This is a genomic window from Agromyces sp. Y782 (assembly GCF_059445405.1).
Map to the genome: position 1 here is coordinate 468299 of NZ_JCAIUG010000001.1, position 19761 is coordinate 488059.

Below are 19761 nucleotides of genomic sequence, written 5' to 3' on the forward strand. Positions count from 1 at the left end.
CCTTCGTCGTTCGTTCGTTCGTTCGTTTCATCGAGAGTGCCGTTGTCGTCGCTCTGAGTCGGGTATTCCGACGGGAGCTGCACTTTCGATGTGCGTGCGGGTGAGCGGGTGAGTGAGCGAAGGACGGCGCGGCGTCAGGGGCGGGTGGGAGTCAGACGCGTTCGATGATGGTGGCGTTGGCCATGCCGCCGCCCTCGCACATCGTCTGCAGTCCGTAGCGGCCGCCCGTCGCCTCGAGTTGGTTCACGAGGGTCGTCAGCAACCGCGTGCCCGATGAGCCGAGCGCGTGGCCGAGAGCGATGGCGCCGCCGCGGGGGTTCAGCTTCGCGGCATCCGCCCCCGTGTCATGAAGCCACGCGAGCGGCACCGACGCGAACGCCTCGTTGACCTCGTAGGCGTCGATGTCGTCATGGCCGAGCCCGGCACGCTCGAGCACCTTCGCGGTCGCGGGGATCACACCCGTCAGCATGTAGAGCGGGTCGCTGCCCACGACCGAGAACGAGCGGAACCTGGCCCGCGGTGTGAGGCCGAGCTGTTCGGCGCGCTCGGCGCTCATGATGAGGGCGGCGGAGGCGCCGTCGGTGAGCGGCGAGGAGTTGCCGGGCGTGATGCGCCAGTCGAGCTCGGGAAAGCGTTCGGCGAGCTCGTCGGTGCGGAACGCCGGGTTGAGCCCAGCGAGCGATTCGACGGATGTCGCGGGGCGCACGGTCTCGTCGGTCAGCGCGTCGATGCCGGGCACCGGCACGACCTCGGTCGCGAACGCGCCCGACTCCCCAGCCTCTGCCGCGAGCGCGTGCGAACGGGCCGCGAACTCATCGAGCTCGGCGCGCGAGAAGCCCCACTTCGCGGCGATGAGCTCAGCCGAGACGCCCTGGTTCACGAGCCCGTCGGGATAGCGGGCGCGGATGCGGCTGCCGTACGGATCGGCGCCCGCTGCGCTCGATCCGAGCGGTACACGACTCATCGACTCGACGCCGCACGCGATGACGATGTCGGCGTGGCCCGAAAGCACGGCCTGCGCGGCGAACGTCGCCGCCTGCTGGCTCGATCCGCATTGACGATCGATCGTCGTGCCGGGGACGGTCTCGGGGAAGCCGGCGGCGAGCACGGCGTTGCGAGTGATGTTGTAGCTCTGCTCGCCGATCTGGCTGACGCACCCGCCGATCACATCGTCGATGAGCGCAGGGTCGAGGTCGTTGCGGTTCACGAGAGTGTCGAGCACCCCCGCGAGCAGGTCGACGGGATGGATGCCCGACAGGATGCCTCCGGGCTTGCCGCGCCCGACGGGTGTGCGGACAACGTCGACGATGACGGCTTCTCTGCTCATGCTGACAGCCTAGATCGGCTGCGATCCCGACACGAAGCCTTTCAGCAGCCGAGCCGGTCGAGCACCGCGGACGCCACCACGACGGGAGATGAGTTCGACCCATCGTCGCTGCCGATCGCGGTGCGCCATGCCTCCTCGATTCCGACGATGCGAGCGCGGAGCACCGCGACATCGGGTTCGGCTCCGTCCTCGGCGGCGTCGGTGGCCCCCGCATCGTCGGCGGCCTCGGCGGCCTCGGCGAGCCACTCGGCCCACGCCTCCCAGCGAGGCAGGTAGAGATCGCGGATCAACCCGGACCAGTGCCGGCCCGAGTAGTCGTGCAGGCCGCTCGACTGATGTCCCCAGACCGACACCAGGCTGCGCGCGTCCCGTTCCATCACCGCTGCCTCGCCTGGAGTGTCGGCCCACCCGCGGGCCGCGTCGATCCAGGTCGATGCCCGCGATTCGGGTCGGGTGGCCGCCAGTGCGTCGAGGTCACGCAGGTCTTCGGCGAGGTTCGCCGCGCAGACACGGATGCCGGCGGCGTCGCGGTGCTCGAAGGCGGCGAGGATGCCGCGGATGTGCTCGCGCGTGCGCTGGGCGAGCACGTGGCCGGTCAGTTCGACGAGATCGTGCTCGAGCGCATCGGGCGACGGCGAGACATCCGCCAGCTCGATGAGGAGCCGAGCCGCGCGAGCGATGCGCGGCAGGTCGCCGAGCACGGCCGGGTCGTTCTCGGCGTCGATGTTGGCCGACATGCGTGCGGCCCCCGTCGGCAGCGCCTCTCCCGCCAGCCGCTGCGTGGCGAACGGCGCGGTCGCACTCCAGGGACGCGCGAACACCGGCGACGGGATCGAACGTGTACGCCCCGGCGCGTACAGGGTCTCGGCCAGCAGGCGCCAAGCCTGCCGGGCGCGCTCGTCGTCGACGCCGTAGCGCTGCACCGCGAAGGCATCGAGCCAGTGCTCGACGACGACCGGGCCCCACACGAGGTCGCCGGCCAACTCGTAGAACACGGTGTTGTTCTCGATCGCCTCGGGCGCGAGCCCGATGCCCTCGAGTCGCTCCGGCCGCTCTCGTTCGAGCTCCGTGATGTCTCGAGCGAGTCCGGCGAGGTCGCCGAACAGGGCGAACCGCCCCCCGAAGTTGTGGATCGCGGACCAGATCCACCGCCGTCCGTGCATGCCGTCGCGCCACATCGGCGCGTGCTCGCCCCAGAGGTCGATGATCAGGAGCCGCTCGTGCGGCACCTCGGAGAGATACGCTGCAACGCGCTCGGGCGTCCAGAAATCTCGGTGGTAGTGGAACGGCCAGCCCTGCAGGAGCCAGGTCGCATCGGGGTAGAAACCAGCGACGGCCCAATGGATGCCTCGGCCCGCTGCCGCGAGCGCGGCCTCGTCGCCCGACGGCGGCAGGGACTCGATGTACGGGTCGACTGCGATGACGGGCCGCGGGCCGGGATCTCCGAGGAGTTCGCGTTGCACCTCGAGGAAGGTGCGCACGAGATCCGCGTACTCGGCTGACGACGGCTCGAGCATCGGCGTGCGCCAGCCCTGCCACTCGATCTCCGCCGCGCCGTCACCGGCGAGGCAACGTGGCACATGACCGCCCGTCACCGGCAGTACGGGCGTCATGCCGAGTTCGCGAGCGCGACCGAGGATCCGGCGCGCGAGCTCGACACGACGCTCCGACCAGCGTTCAGGCAGCGGCCCGCCGAAGTCGTGCATCCCGCCCACCGACATCCAGGGGGTGTGCGCGGCGCTGCCCACCCACGACCGCGCTTCTGTGCGCGGGACTCCGGATCTCGTCAGGGTCTCCTCGAGCACGACCTCGTACGCGGTGAGCACGAACGGATGCGTGACCCCGTGCAGCGCCATCCAGTCGAGTTCGCGCTCCCATCGGTCCCAGTCCCAGAAGGGCGTCGAGTAGGCGTGGGTGACCATGTTCAAGTGGGAGCGAATGGCGAACGGTGTGCGGATCGACGTCGGCGGGGAATCCGGCCAAGCCTCGAACGCCGGGTCGAGTCGCGGCGTCTCCCAGGTGATGCGGCGGCCGTTGCGCTGCAGGTACCGAGACAGCGCACTCAGCGCCGCCACCGGATCGGTCCCCCGCAGGGTGAGTACGCCGCCCTCCGCGGCATACTCGCCGACGGCGGCGTGCTCGCCGACCGCCGCGTCGTCCGATGTGTCGACGATCCGCTCGATCCTCACGCGATCCGCGTCACCCCCGATGCGGGCGACGATGCCGCGCACGGACTCGGAGAACCCGTCGGAACCGGTCATCGCACCCACCTCACGCTGCCTCGTCGGGCGCGATGCCGAGCTCGCTCACCCATTCCGCGAACTCGATGCGCGACCCGCTCAGCCGCGACTCCTCCGCCGCGAACGCCATCAGATGGCTGTCGAGCGCCGTGCTGAACGAGAGCTCACCGGAACCCACCGTCCCCCGCCCGAGAGCGGCGACGAACTCTGCCATCAGCCCGGCATCGCCGCCGGCGTGGCCGGCGTGGTCGCCGAGATCGGCGTTCGGCATCGTGACGGTCACCGTGTGTCGCGAGTGCCCCATCGGCTTCATCGGGGTCACCTCGTGCCGGGCGATCGGCAGCCCGTCGGGCAGCGCGGCGCCGGGTGAGAACAGGTCGACGACGAGTTCGCCGCGTTCCATGTGACCCGTCAACTGGCCGCCCGACCCGGTGATCGCGACGACTCGCGTGTTCTCGGCCGTGAATGCCGACGCCGTCAACGTCGCCGTCAATCCCTCGGGGAACTGCATGGTCGTCTGCTGATGATCGGCCACGTCGTTGTCGCTGTGGAACACGCATCGGCCGTAGTCACCGGAGCGCAACGCCTCGAGCCGCCCGGCGATCGACGTGTCGTCGCCGAGGAGATGGACCGGATGGCCGTCCACATCGGCGAGCGCCTCGACGTAGTACCTCGGCGCGAAGAACGGGCACGTCTCGGCGACCGGGCATCCGTCGACGCAGAACGCGGGCGCACCGGCCGGTGCGTTCTCCGGGCGGAACCACGAGAGCCCCCCGATGCTGTACAGCGTCTCTGGGGCATTGCCCGCGATCCATCGGATGAGGTCGAGATCGTGGGAAGTCTTGGCGAGCACCATCGCGCTCGACGTGGCGGTGTTGCGCCAGTTGCCGCGCACGTACGAATGCGCGAAGTGCCAGAACCCGATGTTCTCGCGGACCTCGATCGTCATGAGCCTGCCGATGGTGCCCGAGTCGACGATCTGCTTGATCGTGCGCCAGAACGGAGTGAACCGCAGCACGTGCCCGATCGCCAGTCGCGCCGAGACCCTGCCCGCGTGGATCGCGAGGCGTTCCAGCTCGGCGAGGGTGGGAGCCGCCGGCTTCTCGAGCAGGAACGGCACCCCGGCATCCGCCACTGCGATCGCGACGTCGACGTGCATCGCGTCGGGAACCGCGATGATGACGCCGTCGGCGGCGAGCGCGCCGAGATCGGCGACGACCTCCCGCCAGTCGCCGTACTCCGCCGCTCCGCCCGCGTCAGTCGCCAGTGTCGTGCGCCGAGCCTCGTCGATATCGGCGACCGCGACGATGCGCGCCAGTTCGGGGTGTTCGATCGCCCAGCGGCCGTACGCATCGCGACCACGACCGCCCGCACCGATGATGACGATCCGCTGAGGTGTCGAACTCATTTCTCCGCTCCAGAGGTCAAGCCGTCGACGAGGTAGCGCTGCGCGACGAAGAACAGGATCACGACGGGCACGGTGACGGCGATGGATCCCGCCAGCAGCACCGGAACGGGCACGTTGAAGTCGGCGAGCTGCGAGATGCCGAGCGGCGCCGTCCACAGCGATTGGTCCTGCACGAGGAACAGCAGCGCGTAGAAGTACTCGTTCCAGGCGATCATGAAGACGTAGACCGCCGTGGCCACGACGCCGGGGAGCGCGATCGGCAGCACGACGCTCCGCAGCATCTGGGGCAGTGAAGCTCCGTCGATGGTCGCGGCTTCCTCGATGCTCTCGGGCAGGGCGAGGAAGTAGTTGCGCATCATGTAGATCGAGACGGGAACCGTCGTGGCGACGTAGACGAAGAACAGGCCGACGAGTGATCCCGTCAGCCCTGCCTTGGCCAGCAGCACGAACAGCGGCACGGACAGGACGATGCCCGGGAACAGGTAGATGCCGAGGATGATCGCGTTGACCGTCTTGCGTCCGCGGTAGCGCAGGCGGGCGGCAGCGTACGCCCCGAGGATCGACACGATGATCGAGAGCACGACGGTCAAGCACGCGACGATGAGCGAGTTCAGCACGAACCGGCCGAGTCCGAATCCGCCCTGCGACTGATCGAGCATCGCCGTCGAGTAGGCGGAGAAGTCGAGTTCGCTGAACGCGGGGATAAGGTCGAGCGGCGCCTGGACGATCGCCGAGTACGGCCGGAGCGAGAGCAGGAACCCGTAGACGACGGGCCCGATCGAGATCACGAGCGCGATGACGATGAGGATGACCCGGCCCGCGTTGGCCGCGGGACTCGGCGCCAGCGGGGAGCGTTTGCGGCTCATTCGAGGTCCACCTTCCGGCGTGAGAACACGACGTATACCGCCAGCAGCGCGATCAGCACCACAGACATGAGCAGGCCGTACGCCGCGGCGCTTCCGATGTCGGCACGCGTGACGAGTTCGGTGTAGACCTTGAGTGCCATCACCTGGGTGCCGCCGGCCCCCTCGGTGAGCAGGTAGATCTCGCTGAAGCTCTGGAACGTCCAGATGAAGCGCAGCAGGCACAGCAGCAGGATCACGCCCTTCAGTTGCGGCATGACGATGCGGGTGATGATCTGGAAGCCGTTCGCACCGTCGAGCGCTGCGGCCTCCTCGATGCCGGGGGTGACGCCCTGCAGGCGGGCGGTGACGAAGAGGAACGAGAGCGGCGCCGACGTCCAGATCTCGAAGAGGACGACCACGAGCAGCGCCAGCGGGACCTCGACGCCGAGGACCTCGTACCGAGAGGTGTTGAGGAACCCGATCGCGGTCTCCCACCCGAGGAACTCGCGGCCGAAGGAGTTGACGAGCCCGTACTGCGGGTTGAGCATGGTCTGCCAGATCGTCGCGGCCGCGATGAGCGGCAGCACGTAGGGCACGAGCATCAGTGCCCGGACGATGCCGCGTCCGCGGAACGGCCGGCGCAGCGCGAGGGCGAGCGCGAGTCCGACGCCGACCGATCCGATCATGGTGAGCGTCGAGTAGAGCAGTGTCGTGCCGAGCGCGTTCCAGAACGACGGGTTGCGCAGGGCGCGGGTGAAGTTGTCGAGCGTCCAGTCGATCGGCTGGGTGCCGAGGAAGGGGATGTCGACGAGGCGGATCTCGCTGAAGGCGAAGACCACGACGAGGATCATGGGAAGGATCGACGCCAACAGTACGACGACGAGCGTCGGTGCCGTGAGGATCAGGCCGTTGCGGTTCTCCCGCCGGGGGCGGCTGAGCTGCCGCCCCCGGTCGGTCCGAGCTGGTGCAGTGCGGGTCACAGGCCTGCCTGGACCTCCTCGACGGCCGTCCGCATCGCGGCCGTCACGTCGGCCGCGGAGGTGCCGGTGTAGAGCTGGTCGATCTGCCCGGCGAGCACGCCTTGGCTCGCGACGAGGCCGGCCAGGGTCGCGTCGTCCGTGCCCATCCCCCACTGGTAGACGGCATTGATGCCGCTCTGGATGCCGGCGACGAACTCCTCGCCGTAGAGGTCGACGGAGGTCTTCTCCTGTCCGGGGCCGATGCCGAGTTCACCCCACGCCGAGATGAACTCGGTCGGGTCCTCGGCGGTGCCGTTCCGCAGCGGGATGCGGCCCTCGGTCGCGACTGCGAGCGTGTCGACGTATCCGGTGCTCATCACGTACTCGATGTACTGCTGCGCAGCCTCGACGTTCGCGCCGGTCGGAATGCCGTAGCTGAGGATCGCGCCGTACTGTGCAGGGTGCTCCTCGTCGACCACCGTGATGAACTGCGTGTTGTCCGCGAGGAACGTCGGGGTCTCGGCGCACTCCGCGCACGTGGCCGGGGTGGCCTCGTCGAGTCCCGCGAGCTCATCGAGGATGTGCGTCGAGAAGAGCAGCATCGCGGCGTCGCCGTTCATGTACGCAGCGCGTGCGCTCGTCACGTCGAAGTCGCCCGCAACTGAGGAGTTGCGGAGCGTGAGGAACTGTTCGGCGGCCTCTGTGCACTCCTTCGAGTCGATCGCGACCTCACCGTCGACGACGAGGTCGCAGCCTGCGCTCTGGAAGATCGACTGGATTCCCTCGGTCGCCGACGCCGTGCCGGCCTGGGTGCCGAAGGCGAGGCCCGTGATGCCGAGCTCGTCCTTGACCGTCGTCGCTGCGTCCGCGAGCTCCTCGACACTCGTGGGCACGTCGACCCCTGCCTGCTCGAGCAGGTCGGTGCGGTAGGCGATCACATGCGTCCAGCCGTCGCTCGGCACGGCCGAGATCTGGTCGTCGAGAGTGATCGCCTCGATGGCGTGCTCGTTGAACGTCTCCTGCCCGAGCGTGTCGACGACCTCTGTTGCGGCGTCCGTGTCGAGGAGGCCCTGCGACGTCCACGCCCCCGTCTGCGTCGAAGCGTGGAGGATCACGTCCGGCACGTCTCCCGAGGCAGCGCCGGTGACGAGCGCTTGATCCTGATCGGCACCGGCCATGGGCACGACTTCGACCTCGATGCCGGTCTCCTCGGTGAACGCGGCGGCGATCGCCTCCTGAGCGGCGAGACGCTCGGGTGTGGTCTGCGGCGTCCAGAACGTCACGGACTGGTCGGCGGGCGGTTCGCTCTCGCCGGAACAGCCCGCGAGCAGGGCGAGTGCGGCCACGGCCGCGATGGATGCCGCGATGCGCGGCTTGAACTTGGGGGTCATGTGCGTCACTCCTCGTGTCGTGGCGCGAAGCGCCGTTGCTGTCGTGCGGGGCGGGCCTGCCGCCACCGCGCGGGTACGCCGATCCTCTCTGCGATTGAGGGTCATCGACGACATGTGCGAGTAGGTTGCAAGAAAGCAACCTCATCGACCCTACTCATGAATCGAAGGTGCATCTGTTGGATGATCTCGACCGTCGCATCGTCGGCGCCTTGATGGCCAATCCGCGCGCGAGCAATGCGCAGATCAGCGAAGTGGTGTTCACCTCCGAGGCGACCGTCTCCCGTCGCGCATCGCGTCTGCTCCACGACGGCACGGTGCGGGTCGTCGGAGTGCTCGACGGCGAGGCGACGAGGCGCACGCGCTCGTTGTTCGTCCGGCTGCGGTGCCGTCCGGGCGAGGCCCTTCGTTCGGCCGAACGACTGGCCGCCTGGCCGGAGTCCGGGTCGGTCAAGCTGCTGACCGGCAGCGTCGACTGCATCGCCGAGATCAGCTACACGACGAACGAGCACCTCCTGGCGATCACGCTCGAGCAGCTTCCCGCCCTCGATGGGGTACTCGCCGTGTGGAGCAATCAGGTGATCCGCCGCTTCGCGACGCCGCACAGCTGGCTTCCCGACCTGCTCGCGGGCGATTTGGTCGAGCAGCTGCGCAGCCAGCGACTGGATCCGTGGCACGAGCCACTGCCGGGTCAGCCTGCGGCGACCGACGCGCTCGATGAGCGGATCGCAGCATCGCTCGCACTCGACGGCCGGCTCGGCTGGCAGCGGCTCGCCGAGCTGTGCGGCGCCAACCCCGTCACGGTTCGTCGCCGCACCGAGGCGATGATGGCGTCGGGCGCACTGCGCATGCGCACGGTCGTCGAGCCCGAGCGCATCGGACTGCCGGTGAACGCCTTCGTGTCGCTCAACGTGAATCCGACCCAGCTCGGGCGCGCCGGGGAGTTGCTCGCCGAACACCCGTCGGTACTGATGATCGCGGCGACGACGGGCGACCGGAACCTGTGCGGTGAGATCGCACTCGCCTCCGACGCTGCGCTCTACGGCTTCATCTCCGACACGATCGGCGGCCTTCCCGGATTGCAGCACGCCGACGTCGCGGTCGCGCTGCAGTCGCTCAAGCGCGCCGGCCTCACCGGTCCACCCGTTCCGGCCGAGCTCGCGATCAGACCGTGAGGCCTCTGAGCACGCCGTCCTGCGCGCCGACGATCAGCTGCCGTCCGACGACGACCGGGGTGGAGAAGGTGTTGGCCGTGAAGAGCTGACGATCCACCGTCACCGCACCGCTCGCCGGGTCGATCGCGACCAGTAGTCCGCCCGTGCCGACGAGCCAGACCGTGCCGCTCCGCTCGTCGCCCACCGGGCCGGCGTTGACAACGCGCGGCACGGCCTGCATGCTCCACCGTCTCGCCCCCGTGGCAGGGTCGATCGCGTCGACGATGCCCCACTCCGTCGTCAGCAGCAGGCTCCCGTCGTCGAGCATCACGCCGGGCGCGAAGATGTAGCTTCCTTCGATCCGCCACAGCTCCGCGCCCGTGCGCGGGTCCACAGCGATGGCGTTGGCGACGGTGCTGAAGAGCACGGCGCCCGTCGGGAGGATCTCGACCCAGTCGTCCCATGGCCCGTAGATCAATTGCCGGTACGTGTCGGGTCTGGTGTTCGTTAGCACCGACCACAGGCGCGCGCCGGTCGCCACGTCGTACGCGTATCCGCGCCCATCGCCCGCGCCGACGTAGACGCGCTCACCGTCGAAGCCCGCTCGCCCAGCCGAGAGCCGCGGCACTTCCGATTCCCACACGATCGCTCCCGAGCTGTCGAGGCAGAAGAGCCGGTCGCCCGCTGCAACGATGACCCGGTCGACTCCTCCGACGTCGAAGACCGCCGGCGTCGACATCACGGGGCGCCCGAGATCCGCGGCCCAACGGGTTCGACCGCTCGCAGCGTCGAGCGCCGTGAGTGTGTGATCGGCTCCGGGCACCATGACGATCGAGCCGTCGCTCGAGAAGGCCGCGCCGCGGTGCACGGCGCTGAGTTCGCGCTCCCAGAGACGGTGGCGCGCGGCGCCCGTGATGCGCAGTGCCGTCACCCGGCCCGAGGTCGAGGCCGCCACGACGGTCGAGCCGAATGCCGCGAGCGCACCCTGGATCTGTCCGCCGAGCTGCTGCTCCCACTTCGGCTTCGACAGCGATCTGCCGCGACGCTCGACCGTGACCGTCTCGTGCCAGAGTGCACCGGCCGAGTCGACCGCTTGGAGCCGGACCCGGTGCACGCCGGGCGGGAGCGCCGCCGCGTCGAGAGATCCGCTCCACGTGCCACCGGTACGGTCGAGCGGAACCCAGACGCCGTCGGCCGCAGTGCCGAACAGCTCTTGCGGGTACAGCTGGGCCGACACACCCGCGGCGGCCGATCCGGCGGTGGCGCTGACTTCGATGCGTTCATCGTCGATGCGTGCGCCGCCCCGAACCGGACCGGCCGCTTGACCCGGCCCCGCATCGAGTGGCATCTCCGTGAGGAGGTCGATCGTCGGCGGGTCGGTGTCGGCCGCGCCGAGGGTGACCTGTTCGACCACGAGCACCCGCCCTGCCTCGTCATCGCGTTCGGTGACACGGAGGTAGAAGGGCCCGCTGCGCGTGGCGACGGCCGCGACCTGCGTGAGTCCGTTGAACCGATCGACCTCGTTGCGGTGGATGTGCCCTGCGAAGATCCCCCGCACGGGGAACGGCTCGATGGTGCGCAGCAGCGCATCGGCGTCGTTGACGTAGTGATTGCGTCCCGCGAGGGGGAAGTGCAGGAACATCACGCTCGGCGTCGTGCCCGCGGCATCCAGATCGCGGCGGATCGTGTCGAGGTCGTCGCCGAACAGTCCGGGTTCCTGCAGCGCCTGGGTCGGATCGAGCGCGATGAAGTGCACGCCGCCGGCGTCGAAGCTGTAGCTCGTGGGCCCGAACCAGTGCTGGAACCGCTCTCGCGCCGTGACATCCCACCTGATCTCATGATTGCCGGGCACGTGGCGGATCCGCTCCCACAGCGCCGCGGGAATGGTCGAGCGGTAGGCCTCGAATCCCGAGTCGTCGCCGTAGTCGCTGATGTCACCGCAGTGCAGCACGAACTCCGGGTTCTCGGCTTCGACGGCGGCGAACACCCTCGACAGGTTCTCGAGACGAGCGGTCTCCTCGTCGTTGCCGTGGGTATCGGTGAGCACGACGAAGCGCAGCGGGGCCTCGGATCCGGCGGCGCGCGCCGCGCCCACCGCGGCTCCCGGCCACGGCCCCCAGTCGCTCGCGACCATGCCCAACCCGGCTCCGACCGCCGACAGGCCGAGGAATCCCCGTCGGCTCACCCTCGGTCGCTTGCCTGCCTCGATCGCCCGGTCCACCATCATCGCGCTCCACTTCGTCGTCGGTCTGCTCCTCCCTGCACCCAACCGACCGCCGCATGCCGACGGCCAGCGCGCCGCGATGGTTTGCGAGGGATCGACATGCGTCCGAGCATCGGCGCAAGAAACCGGCATCCGAGCGGGCGGATGTCGCTGAGGTGACGGATTCCCGTCAACCTCCCCCGCGCGGTTCCCGGTTCCTTGCACGCACCGTGTCCGTGGTTGACCGATCCTCGACGTGCGCGCCAGCGTCGAAGCATCCGGGACCCCGGTTCCATTCGCCAGAACACTCAGGAGTCAGATCGATGCGTACCCGATCCCGTTCCCTCGTCGCGTTCGCCGTGACGGCCCTCACCGCCGCCGGCATCGCGGGCGCCTCCGCGACGGCTGCGAGCGCAGTACCGCCGCCCCCGGCCGAGCATGTCGTACTCATCGCCCTCGACGGGTTCGACGCCCGGTACCTCGGCGACGCCCCGATGCCGAACCTCCGCCATCTCGCCAAGCGGGGCAGTCTCACGACCTCGACCGGGGTGATGACCTCGATCACGAACCCGTCGTGGTCGTCGATCGCGACCGGCGCCTGGCCCGAGACGCATCTGAACACGGCGTACTGGTTCGACGCCGAGACCGGCACCGCCCGCAGCCAGCAGCGCGACCTCGCAGTGCCGACCATCGCAGAGGCGATCCGCGATCAGGGCGGCACGGTGATGTCATCGCAGTGGTTCATCCTGCAGAACCACGGCGTCGCCTACGGCGATCCCGACGGGCTCTACACACAACCCGGCGGCACCTGCGACCGCCGGGCCGATGACGCCATCGCCGTACTGAACGGCGAACCCGTCGACAGCGGCGGGCAGCTGACCACCGCGAACGGCATCCCCGACCTGATCGCGGTGTACTGCGACACGCTCGACGTGCTCGGTCATGCCGACGGCTCCGCCGCGGCTGGCATGCCTGCAGCGCTCGCCGAGGTCGACGAGCAGATCGGGCGTCTCGTCCAGGCGACGAAGGACGCCGGCATCTATGGACGCACGGCCTTCGTCGTGACCGGCGACCACGGCATGAGCACCTTCACCCAGGGCATGCAGTCGCCGTTGCTCGCAGCGATCGACGCCCTCGGCTACGACGCCGAGATTCTCGCCGCGGGGCGCGCCCCGCAGCCCGCGACCGAGGTCGTGATCGTCGTCGGCGGGGTCGGGTCGCTGCACCTGATCGGCGATGCCGCCGGTGACGCCACGGCCGCTGCCCGTATCGAGCAGGCGGTCGCGGCGCTTCCGCACGTCTCCGCGGTGTACGACAAGACCGATCAGCAGGCCATGCACATGTCGCCGAAGTACGGCGAGCTCGTCATCGAGCCCGCAGAGGGCTGGTCGCTCGGCGCGACCCCGGCCGATGCCGCCGGGGTGCACGGCACGAGCCGGAACCTCGAGGTGCCGCTCGTGCTCTCGGGCGCCGGCGTACGCCCGAACGGTGCGCCGGCCGACCCGCGGCACATCGACGTGGCGCCGACGATCGCCGCGCTCCTCGGGTACGACGCACCTGCCGGCGCCGATGGCCGCGTGCTCACCGAGGCCATCCGCACTCGATGACAGCGACGAGGCACGAGCCTGACCGCCAGACCGGGCTCGCCTCAGCCAGCCAGCGGCTCGTCGTCGACGAATCGGATGTCGTGGACGGCGACCCGCTGCGGCACCCCGTCGAACACGGCTGCGCGCTCGGGCGAGGCCAGGTACGTCTCCTCGAGCCGCGCGAAGTCGTCGCGGTCGCCGACCGCGCTCACGGCCCACACGAACTCGTTCGACTCGCGGAGACCATAGGCGAACTCGATGGCGAACCCAGCGCCCGGCCGCACGATCGGCATGGACCCCCGCCACCACTCGACGAAGGCGTCGTATTCTCCGTCGACGAGTGTGTACCGGCGCAACTGAATCGTCTTCACCCCACCATTCTGTCGGGTGGTGGCCCGGTTCAGCGAGGCCTCGATCGGATGGGGCGTGCTCGCGGGGCCGACCGGCGGGTACGTCGGGTTCGTCCTCGCGGCAAGCCTCGTCGGCTGGTTCGCCGAGCGCACCTGGAACCGCACCATCTGGAAGGCGCTCGCAGCCTGCGCGGCCGGCACGCTCTCGACGTTCGCGATCGGCTTGCCCTGGCTCGCAGCGTTCCTGGGTTCGGTCGGAGCACCGAACGACCTCGCGTCGGTGCTGACGGCCGGGTTCACCCCGTTCCTCATCGGCGGCGTGATCAAGTCGGTGCTCGCCGCGGTACTCCTCCCCCTCTCGTGGAAGGCCGCCGACCGACTGCCGCCCCGGTAGACTCGCAGTCGTCCGGCGACGATCGCCGGTGCTCGAAAAAGGGGCACGCAGCCATCCGCCAGCGGGTTCGCGAGACACATACGGAATCGTTCGTCCGTCTGTCTCGTCAGGAGCCTCCATGCCGTCGGTCTCAGCCATCGTCGCCCGCACCCTCGCCACCCACATCGATCACGTCTTCGGGGTCATGGGCAACGGCAACGCGCTCTTCCTCGACGCACTCGATCGCACGAGCGCGAACTACACCGCGCTGCGCCACGAGGCAGGTGCCGTGGTCGCCGCCGACGCCCACTTCCGGGCATCCGGGCGCCTCGCTGCCGCGACCGCGACATACGGGGCCGGGTTCACGAACACCCTCACCCCGCTCGCCGAGGCGGTTCAGGCGCGCATCCCGCTGGTGCTCGTCGTCGGCGATGAGCCCACGACCGGGCCGCGGCCGTGGGACGTCGACCAGATCGCGCTTGCGGCCGGCGTGGGCGCCCGCACCTTCACGGTCGGTCGAACGGATGTCGCGGCCACCGCCGTGCTCGCGATCGAGCATGCCCTGGCCAACCGCACTGCTGCCGTGCTCGCGATCCCCTACGACGTCGGCGGCCTCGAGGTCGACGTCGACGAACACGCGTCGGCCCCTGCACTGCGCCTGCCGGCTCCGCTCGCTCCGAAGGGCGAGTTCGCGACGCGCGCGATCGCCGAACTCGCCGGGATGCTCGCCGCCGCACGTCGGCCGTTCCTGCTCGCCGGCCGCGGCGCCTGGCTCGCGAATGCAGGCGAGGCCCTCGGCGCGATCGCCGAGGCGACCGGCGCGCTCACCGCGTCGAGCGCACTCGGTCGCGGTGTCTTCCCCGACGCCCGCTTCGATCTCGGCGTCACGGGCGGATTCGGCGCGGCCGGTGCGATGGAACTCGTGCGCGAGGCCGACGTCGCGGTCGTCTTCGGCGCTTCGCTGGGCCAGTTCACGATGCGGTTCGGCGAGCTCTTCGCACCCGGCACCCGCGTGGTGCAGGTCGACGTCGCCGCCACGGCCACCCACCCGAACGTCTCGGGGTTCGTTCGCGGCGACGCCGCCGTCGTGGCGCGCGCCCTCGTGCACGAGCTCGAGGCCATCGGCGCCGAGTCGTCGGGATGGCGCGAGAGTGTCGACGTCGCCGCTGCGCGAACCTACGAGGCCGGCGATCCCGTGGCATCCGATGGCCGACTCGACCCTCGCAGGGTCGCAGCTCGCATCGGCGAACTGCTGCCCGAGAACCGTGTGGTCGTCTCCGACGGCGGGCACTTCATCGGCTGGGCGAACATGTACTGGCCGGTCGCGTCGCCCGACCGCATGGTGATGGTCGGCACGGCGTTCCAGTCGATCGGGTTCGGGCTGGCGAGCGTGCCCGGCGCGGCGGTCGCACGCCCCGATGCGACGATCGTGCTGACGACCGGCGACGGCGGTGGCCTGATGGCGATGGCCGACCTCGAGAGCGCGGTGCGCACCACTGGCGGGCGCGGCATCGCAGTCGTCTGGAACGACGCCGCGTACGGCGCCGAGGTGCACCTCTACGGTCCGAAGGGCCTCGCCGAGGCGCCCATGCTCATCCCCGAGACCGATTTCGCGGGCCTCGCCTCCGCCGTCGGTGCGGAGGGCATCATCGTTCGTGAACTCGCCGACCTCGATCGGCTCGCCGCCTGGACGGCCGAGCCCGTCGACTCCCGTCGCTTCCTGCTGCTCGACTGCCGCGTCTCGAGCACCGTGGTCGCGCCGTATCAGGAGGAGATCATCCGCGTGAACTCCTGACCGCGGATGCGGGACCGCGGCATCGTATACGATTCGTGCAAGAGTCCTCGACAACGAAGTGGAGCTTCCGTGATCGACCCCTCGCAGATCGCAGCGATCGCCGACGAGCTCATCGCCGCCGACCGCGACCGCTCGATCGTGCCACTGCTCACCACGCGGCATCCTGAAATGACCGTCGACGACGCCTATGCGGTGCAGGCGCTCTGGGCGAAGCGGCGCGTGGCCGATGGCCACCGCATCGTGGGTCGCAAGATCGGCCTCACCTCGAAGGTCATGCAGGTCGCCACCGGCATCACGGAACCCGACTACGGGGTCATCTTCGACGACATGGTCATCGAGTCTGGAGCATCCGTCGAATTCGACCGCTTCTCGAACGTGCGCATCGAGGTCGAGCTCGCCTTCGTGCTCGCGAAGCCTCTGCGGGGCCCGGATGCCACGATCTTCGACGTGCTCGACGCCACCGCCTACGTCGTGCCCGCGCTCGAGATCCTGAACTCGCACATCGAGATGGCGGGCCGCACGATCGTGGACACGATCAGCGACAACGCCGCGATGGGCGCGATGGTCATCGGCGGCCGACCGGTGAAGGTCGACGAGGTCGACCTCCGCTGGGTCTCGGCGCTGCTCTACCGCAACCAGACCATCGAGGAGTCGGGGGTCGCCGCCGCGGTGCTCGGTCACCCCGCGATGGGCGTGGCCTGGCTCGCGAACAAGCTCGCCCAGCACGGTCAGTCTCTCGAGACGGGCGAGATCATCCTGGCGGGGTCGTTCACCCGGCCCATGTGGGTCGAACGCGGCGACACCGTGCACGCCGACTACGGACAGCTTGGAGCCATCACGTGCCGATTCGAGTGACCCTACCCGACACCCTCACGACCCGCATCGAGGCATCCGATCGCCCGCTCGTGGGCATGTGGGTATGCTCCGGCAGCCCGATCATGGCCGAGCTCGCAGCCGGCAGCGGCCTTGATTGGGTGCTCATCGATGCCGAGCACTCCCCCAACGGTCTCGAGTCGATCCTCGCGCAGCTCTACGCGGTCTCGGCCTACCCCGTCGCTCCCGTCGTGCGTCCGCCGATCGGCGACGCCGTCGTGATCAAGCAGTACCTCGACCTCGGGGTGCAGAACCTGCTCGTGCCCATGGTCGACTCCGCCGCGCAGGCCGCCGAGCTCGCTCGGGCGGTTCGCTACCCGACCGACGGGGTGCGCGGTGTCGGCGCCTCGCTTGCACGTTCGTCGCGCTGGAACCGCGTCGAGCGGTACCTTCCGGATGCTTCGTCGACGATCAGCCTCACGGTGCAGATCGAATCCGGGGCCGCCGTGGCCGTGGTCGAGGAGATCGCGGCGGTCGACGGAGTCGACGCGCTCTTCGTCGGACCGGCCGATCTCGCCGCCTCGATGGGGCTGCTCGGCCAGCAGTCGCACCCCGACGTCGTCGAAGGCGTACTGCGATCGATCCGGGCAGGAGCGGCGGCGGGCAAGCCCGTCGGCGTGAATGCCTTCGTGGCCGATGACGCCGAGCGGTACCTCGACGCCGGCGCCGCCTTCGTGGCCGTCGGCGCCGACGTCGCGATCGTCGCGCGCGCATCGGAGGCGCTCGCCGATCGGTTCATCCAGTCGGATGCCGCGGCGTCGGCGCCGCCCGCAGCAGCCGAGCCGCCCCGCGCGGGCTACTGATCCACGCGACGAGGGCGTTCATGCCCGCTCGACACCGCTCGACACCGCTCGACACCGCTCGACACCGCTCGACCCCGCTCGACCCCGCTCGACGGATCGTATATGATTTCAGATATTGAGAGACGAGGGCGTCAATGACCGACGAATCCACCACCCCGGGCAAGATCATCGCCGTGCATCTCAACTACCGCTCGAGAGCCGAGCAGCGCGGTCGTACTCCGGCGCAACCGAGCTACTTCCTGAAGCCGGCATCCTCGATCGCGGCGACCGGAGGCACGATCGAACGCCCGGCGGGCACCGAGCTGCTCGCCTTCGAGGGCGAGATCGCACTCGTCATCGGCGAGCCCGCACGGCGCGTCTCCCCCGACGACGGCTGGCGCCACGTCGCATCCGTCACCGCTGCCAACGACTTCGGCCTCTACGACCTGCGCGCCGCCGACAAGGGTTCGAATGTGCGCTCGAAGGGCGGCGACGGCTTCACGCCGCTCGGCCCGGGGATGATCCCCGCGGCGTCCGTGTCACCCAACGGGCTGCGCGTTCGCACCTGGGTCAACGGCGAACTCGTGCAAGACGACACGAGCGCTGCACTGCTCTTCCCGTTCGGCCGGCTCGTCGCCGACCTCTCGCAGCACATGACCCTCGAGACCGGCGACGTGATCCTCACCGGAACGCCCGCAGGCTCTTCCGTCGTCGTGCCGGGCGATGTGGTCGAGGTCGAGGTCGATGCGCCGGATGCCGCGGGCGCTCCCAGCACCGGCCGACTCGTGACCACCGTGACTGCGGGCGACGCACCGTTCGGCGACTTCGGCGCGCAGCCCGCCGTCGACGATCTTCAGCGGGTCGAGGCTTGGGGCTCCGAGGCGGAGCTCGCCGCGGCCGTCGCCGCCGGGCGAGCGAGTTCTCCGCTCGCAGAGCCGGCGGAAGCGGACGTCGCCGAACGGCTCCCTTCGACCGGCTCAGGGAGCACGACAGGCTCGGGGCACGATCGGTTCGAGCTGACTGGCGAGCTGAAGGCCGCGATCGCCGGCGTCGCCGTCGCCACCCTCTCGGTCGCCCTGCGCAAGCGCGGTTACCACGACATCTTCATCGAGGGCGTCACGGCGAACCATCCCGGCGACCGCATCGTCGGCCGCGCGAAGACGCTGCGATTCATCCCGTTCCGCCCCGACCTCTTCGCGAGCCACGGCGGAGGGTTCAACGCGCAGAAGCTCGCCTTCGACACCGTCGCCCCGGGCGAAGTGCTCGTCGTCGAGGCCCGCGGCGAGCGCGGCACCGGCACGGTCGGCGACGTGCTCGCACTCCGTGCGCAGGTGCGTGGTGCTGCGGGCATCGTCACCGACGGCGGCGTGCGCGACTTCGACGCCGTCGCGGGGTTCGAGATCCCGGTGTTCTCGCAGGGCCCGCACCCGAGCGTGCTCGGCCGCAAGCACGTGCCCTGGGAGGTCGACGTCACGATCGCGTGCGGCGGCGCCGCCGTGCAGCCGGGCGACATCATCGTCGGCGACGGCGACGGCGTCATCGTGATCCCGCCGCAACTCGTCGAGGAGGTCGTCGCCGAGGCCGTCGAGCAGGAGCGGCAGGAGACGTGGGTCGCCGAGCAGGTCGCCGGCGGGGCATCCGTCGACGGACTCTTCCCCATGAACGCCGACTGGCGCGCCAGGTACGACGCCGCTGCTCAGCCATCTCGGGCACCGGCCCAGTGACCGGCGAAGACCGATGAACGCCGAGAGCAAATCGCAACTCGCCTACCGGTTCCTGCTCGAGCGCATCGATGACGGCCGCTATGTGCCCGGCTTCCGGCTCGTGCTCGGCCAGATTGCCTCCGAACTCGAGGTGAGCGTCGTTCCGGTGCGCGAAGCGATCCGGCGCCTCGAGGCGGAAGGGCTCGTCACCTTCGAACGCAACGTCGGCGCGCAGGTCGCGCTCATCGAGGAGACCGAGTACCTGCACACCATGCAGACGCTCGCCCTCGTCGAGGGGGCAGCCACCTCACTGTCGGCGCCGCATCTCACGGCCGAGCACCTTCGGCGAGCGCGAGCGATCAACGAACGGATGCGGCGCACGCTCGACGACTTCGACCCGCACCGCTTCACCGAGCTCAATCTCGAGTTCCACGCGGTGCTCTTCGAGGAGTGCACGAACCCGCACATCCTCGACCTCGTGTACCGCGGGTGGAACCGCATGAAGGTGCTCCGCGACTCCTCGTTCAGCTTCGTGCCGGGCCGAGCCCACGAGTCGGTCGACGAGCACGAACGCATTGTCGCGCTCATCGAGTCGGGAGCCGACCCGCTCGAGATCGAACTCGCGGCTCGCAGCCATCGCACCGCGACGCTCGACGCAGTGCTCGCCCACCAGTCGAAGCACAAAGCCGCGGGCTCGACGGATGCCGCGGCATCCGCTGCCCCAACCGACTCCACCGCCTCCGAAGCCCGCGCGGTCGACGCGACCGCCTGAGGC

Annotated in this window: 16 protein-coding genes; 8 read left to right on the forward strand and 8 right to left on the reverse strand. The window is 69.7% G+C overall.

The genetic code is table 11. The features are described from left to right. Window positions 1-151: 151 nt before the first annotated feature. The 6 genes from AC1C2S_RS02170 to AC1C2S_RS02195 are packed head-to-tail and all read right to left on the reverse strand — an operon-like array spanning window position 152 to window position 8170. Complete coding sequence (locus tag AC1C2S_RS02170; protein WP_495350899.1) at window positions 152-1327, reverse strand: thiolase family protein; 1176 nt, start codon at window positions 1325-1327, stop codon at window positions 152-154. A 41-nt stretch (window positions 1328-1368) separates the two neighbouring features. Next, window positions 1369-3588: an alpha-N-acetylglucosaminidase gene (locus tag AC1C2S_RS02175; RefSeq protein ID WP_495350900.1), complete on the reverse strand. Its 2220-nt coding sequence runs from the start codon at window positions 3586-3588 to the stop codon at window positions 1369-1371. A 10-nt stretch (window positions 3589-3598) separates the two neighbouring features. Then, on the reverse strand, window positions 3599-4975 hold the full coding sequence (locus AC1C2S_RS02180; protein WP_495350901.1) for a Gfo/Idh/MocA family protein: 1377 nt from the start codon (window positions 4973-4975) through the stop codon (window positions 3599-3601). After that, window positions 4972-5841: a carbohydrate ABC transporter permease gene (locus AC1C2S_RS02185; protein WP_495350902.1), complete on the reverse strand. Its 870-nt coding sequence runs from the start codon at window positions 5839-5841 to the stop codon at window positions 4972-4974. The genes AC1C2S_RS02180 and AC1C2S_RS02185 overlap by 4 nt, the downstream gene beginning before the upstream one ends. Further along, window positions 5838-6800 (reverse strand): carbohydrate ABC transporter permease, encoded by a 963-nt coding sequence (locus tag AC1C2S_RS02190; RefSeq protein WP_495350903.1) that lies wholly within the window; start codon window positions 6798-6800, stop codon window positions 5838-5840. Before AC1C2S_RS02190 ends, AC1C2S_RS02185 begins: the two co-directional genes overlap by 4 nt. Continuing rightward, window positions 6797-8170, reverse strand: coding sequence for an ABC transporter substrate-binding protein (locus AC1C2S_RS02195; RefSeq protein ID WP_495350904.1), 1374 nt, complete (start codon window positions 8168-8170; stop codon window positions 6797-6799). Before AC1C2S_RS02195 ends, AC1C2S_RS02190 begins: the two co-directional genes overlap by 4 nt. 176 nt (window positions 8171-8346) lie before the next feature. Here AC1C2S_RS02195 and AC1C2S_RS02200 point away from each other — a divergent pair, with 176 nt between their 5' ends. Continuing rightward, window positions 8347-9342: an Lrp/AsnC family transcriptional regulator gene (locus tag AC1C2S_RS02200; protein ID WP_495350905.1), complete on the forward strand. Its 996-nt coding sequence runs from the start codon at window positions 8347-8349 to the stop codon at window positions 9340-9342. Here AC1C2S_RS02200 and AC1C2S_RS02205 read toward each other — a convergent pair. After that, window positions 9332-11548 carry an outer membrane protein assembly factor BamB family protein gene (locus AC1C2S_RS02205; RefSeq protein WP_495350906.1) on the reverse strand — a complete coding sequence of 739 codons (2217 nt, stop codon included), beginning with the start codon at window positions 11546-11548 and terminating at the stop codon, window positions 9332-9334. The genes AC1C2S_RS02200 and AC1C2S_RS02205 overlap by 11 nt on opposite strands. Window positions 11549-11847: 299 nt before the next feature. Between AC1C2S_RS02205 and AC1C2S_RS02210 the strand changes: the two genes are divergently transcribed. After that, entirely contained in the window at window positions 11848-13131 is a 1284-nt protein-coding gene (locus tag AC1C2S_RS02210) for an alkaline phosphatase family protein (protein ID WP_495350907.1), read from the forward strand. Window positions 13132-13172: 41 nt separating this feature from the next. Here AC1C2S_RS02210 and AC1C2S_RS02215 read toward each other — a convergent pair whose 3' ends face one another. Next, complete coding sequence (locus AC1C2S_RS02215) at window positions 13173-13481, reverse strand: hypothetical protein (RefSeq protein WP_495350908.1); 309 nt, start codon at window positions 13479-13481, stop codon at window positions 13173-13175. Between the two features lie 19 nt (window positions 13482-13500). Between AC1C2S_RS02215 and AC1C2S_RS02220 the strand changes: the two genes are divergently transcribed. The 6 genes from AC1C2S_RS02220 to AC1C2S_RS02245 all read left to right on the forward strand — a co-directional run bounded on the left by AC1C2S_RS02220 (window position 13501) and on the right by AC1C2S_RS02245 (window position 19758). After that, window positions 13501-13854 carry a biotin transporter BioY gene (locus AC1C2S_RS02220; RefSeq protein ID WP_495350909.1) on the forward strand — a complete coding sequence of 118 codons (354 nt, stop codon included), beginning with the start codon at window positions 13501-13503 and terminating at the stop codon, window positions 13852-13854. Window positions 13855-13972: 118 nt separating this feature from the next. After that, complete coding sequence (locus tag AC1C2S_RS02225; protein ID WP_495350910.1) at window positions 13973-15628, forward strand: thiamine pyrophosphate-binding protein; 1656 nt, start codon at window positions 13973-13975, stop codon at window positions 15626-15628. A 69-nt stretch (window positions 15629-15697) separates the two neighbouring features. Further along, window positions 15698-16483, forward strand: coding sequence for a 2-oxo-hept-4-ene-1,7-dioate hydratase (gene hpaH / locus AC1C2S_RS02230; RefSeq protein WP_495350911.1), 786 nt, complete (start codon window positions 15698-15700; stop codon window positions 16481-16483). Then, a complete protein-coding gene (locus AC1C2S_RS02235; RefSeq protein WP_495350912.1) occupies window positions 16468-17304 on the forward strand; it encodes an HpcH/HpaI aldolase family protein in 837 nt (278 codons plus the stop codon). The genes hpaH and AC1C2S_RS02235 overlap by 16 nt, the downstream gene beginning before the upstream one ends. A 134-nt stretch (window positions 17305-17438) precedes the next feature. Next, window positions 17439-19007: a fumarylacetoacetate hydrolase family protein gene (locus AC1C2S_RS02240; protein WP_495350913.1), complete on the forward strand. Its 1569-nt coding sequence runs from the start codon at window positions 17439-17441 to the stop codon at window positions 19005-19007. Between the two features lie 13 nt (window positions 19008-19020). Then, complete coding sequence (locus tag AC1C2S_RS02245; RefSeq protein ID WP_495350914.1) at window positions 19021-19758, forward strand: GntR family transcriptional regulator; 738 nt, start codon at window positions 19021-19023, stop codon at window positions 19756-19758. The last annotated feature ends 3 nt before the right edge of the window (window positions 19759-19761 follow it).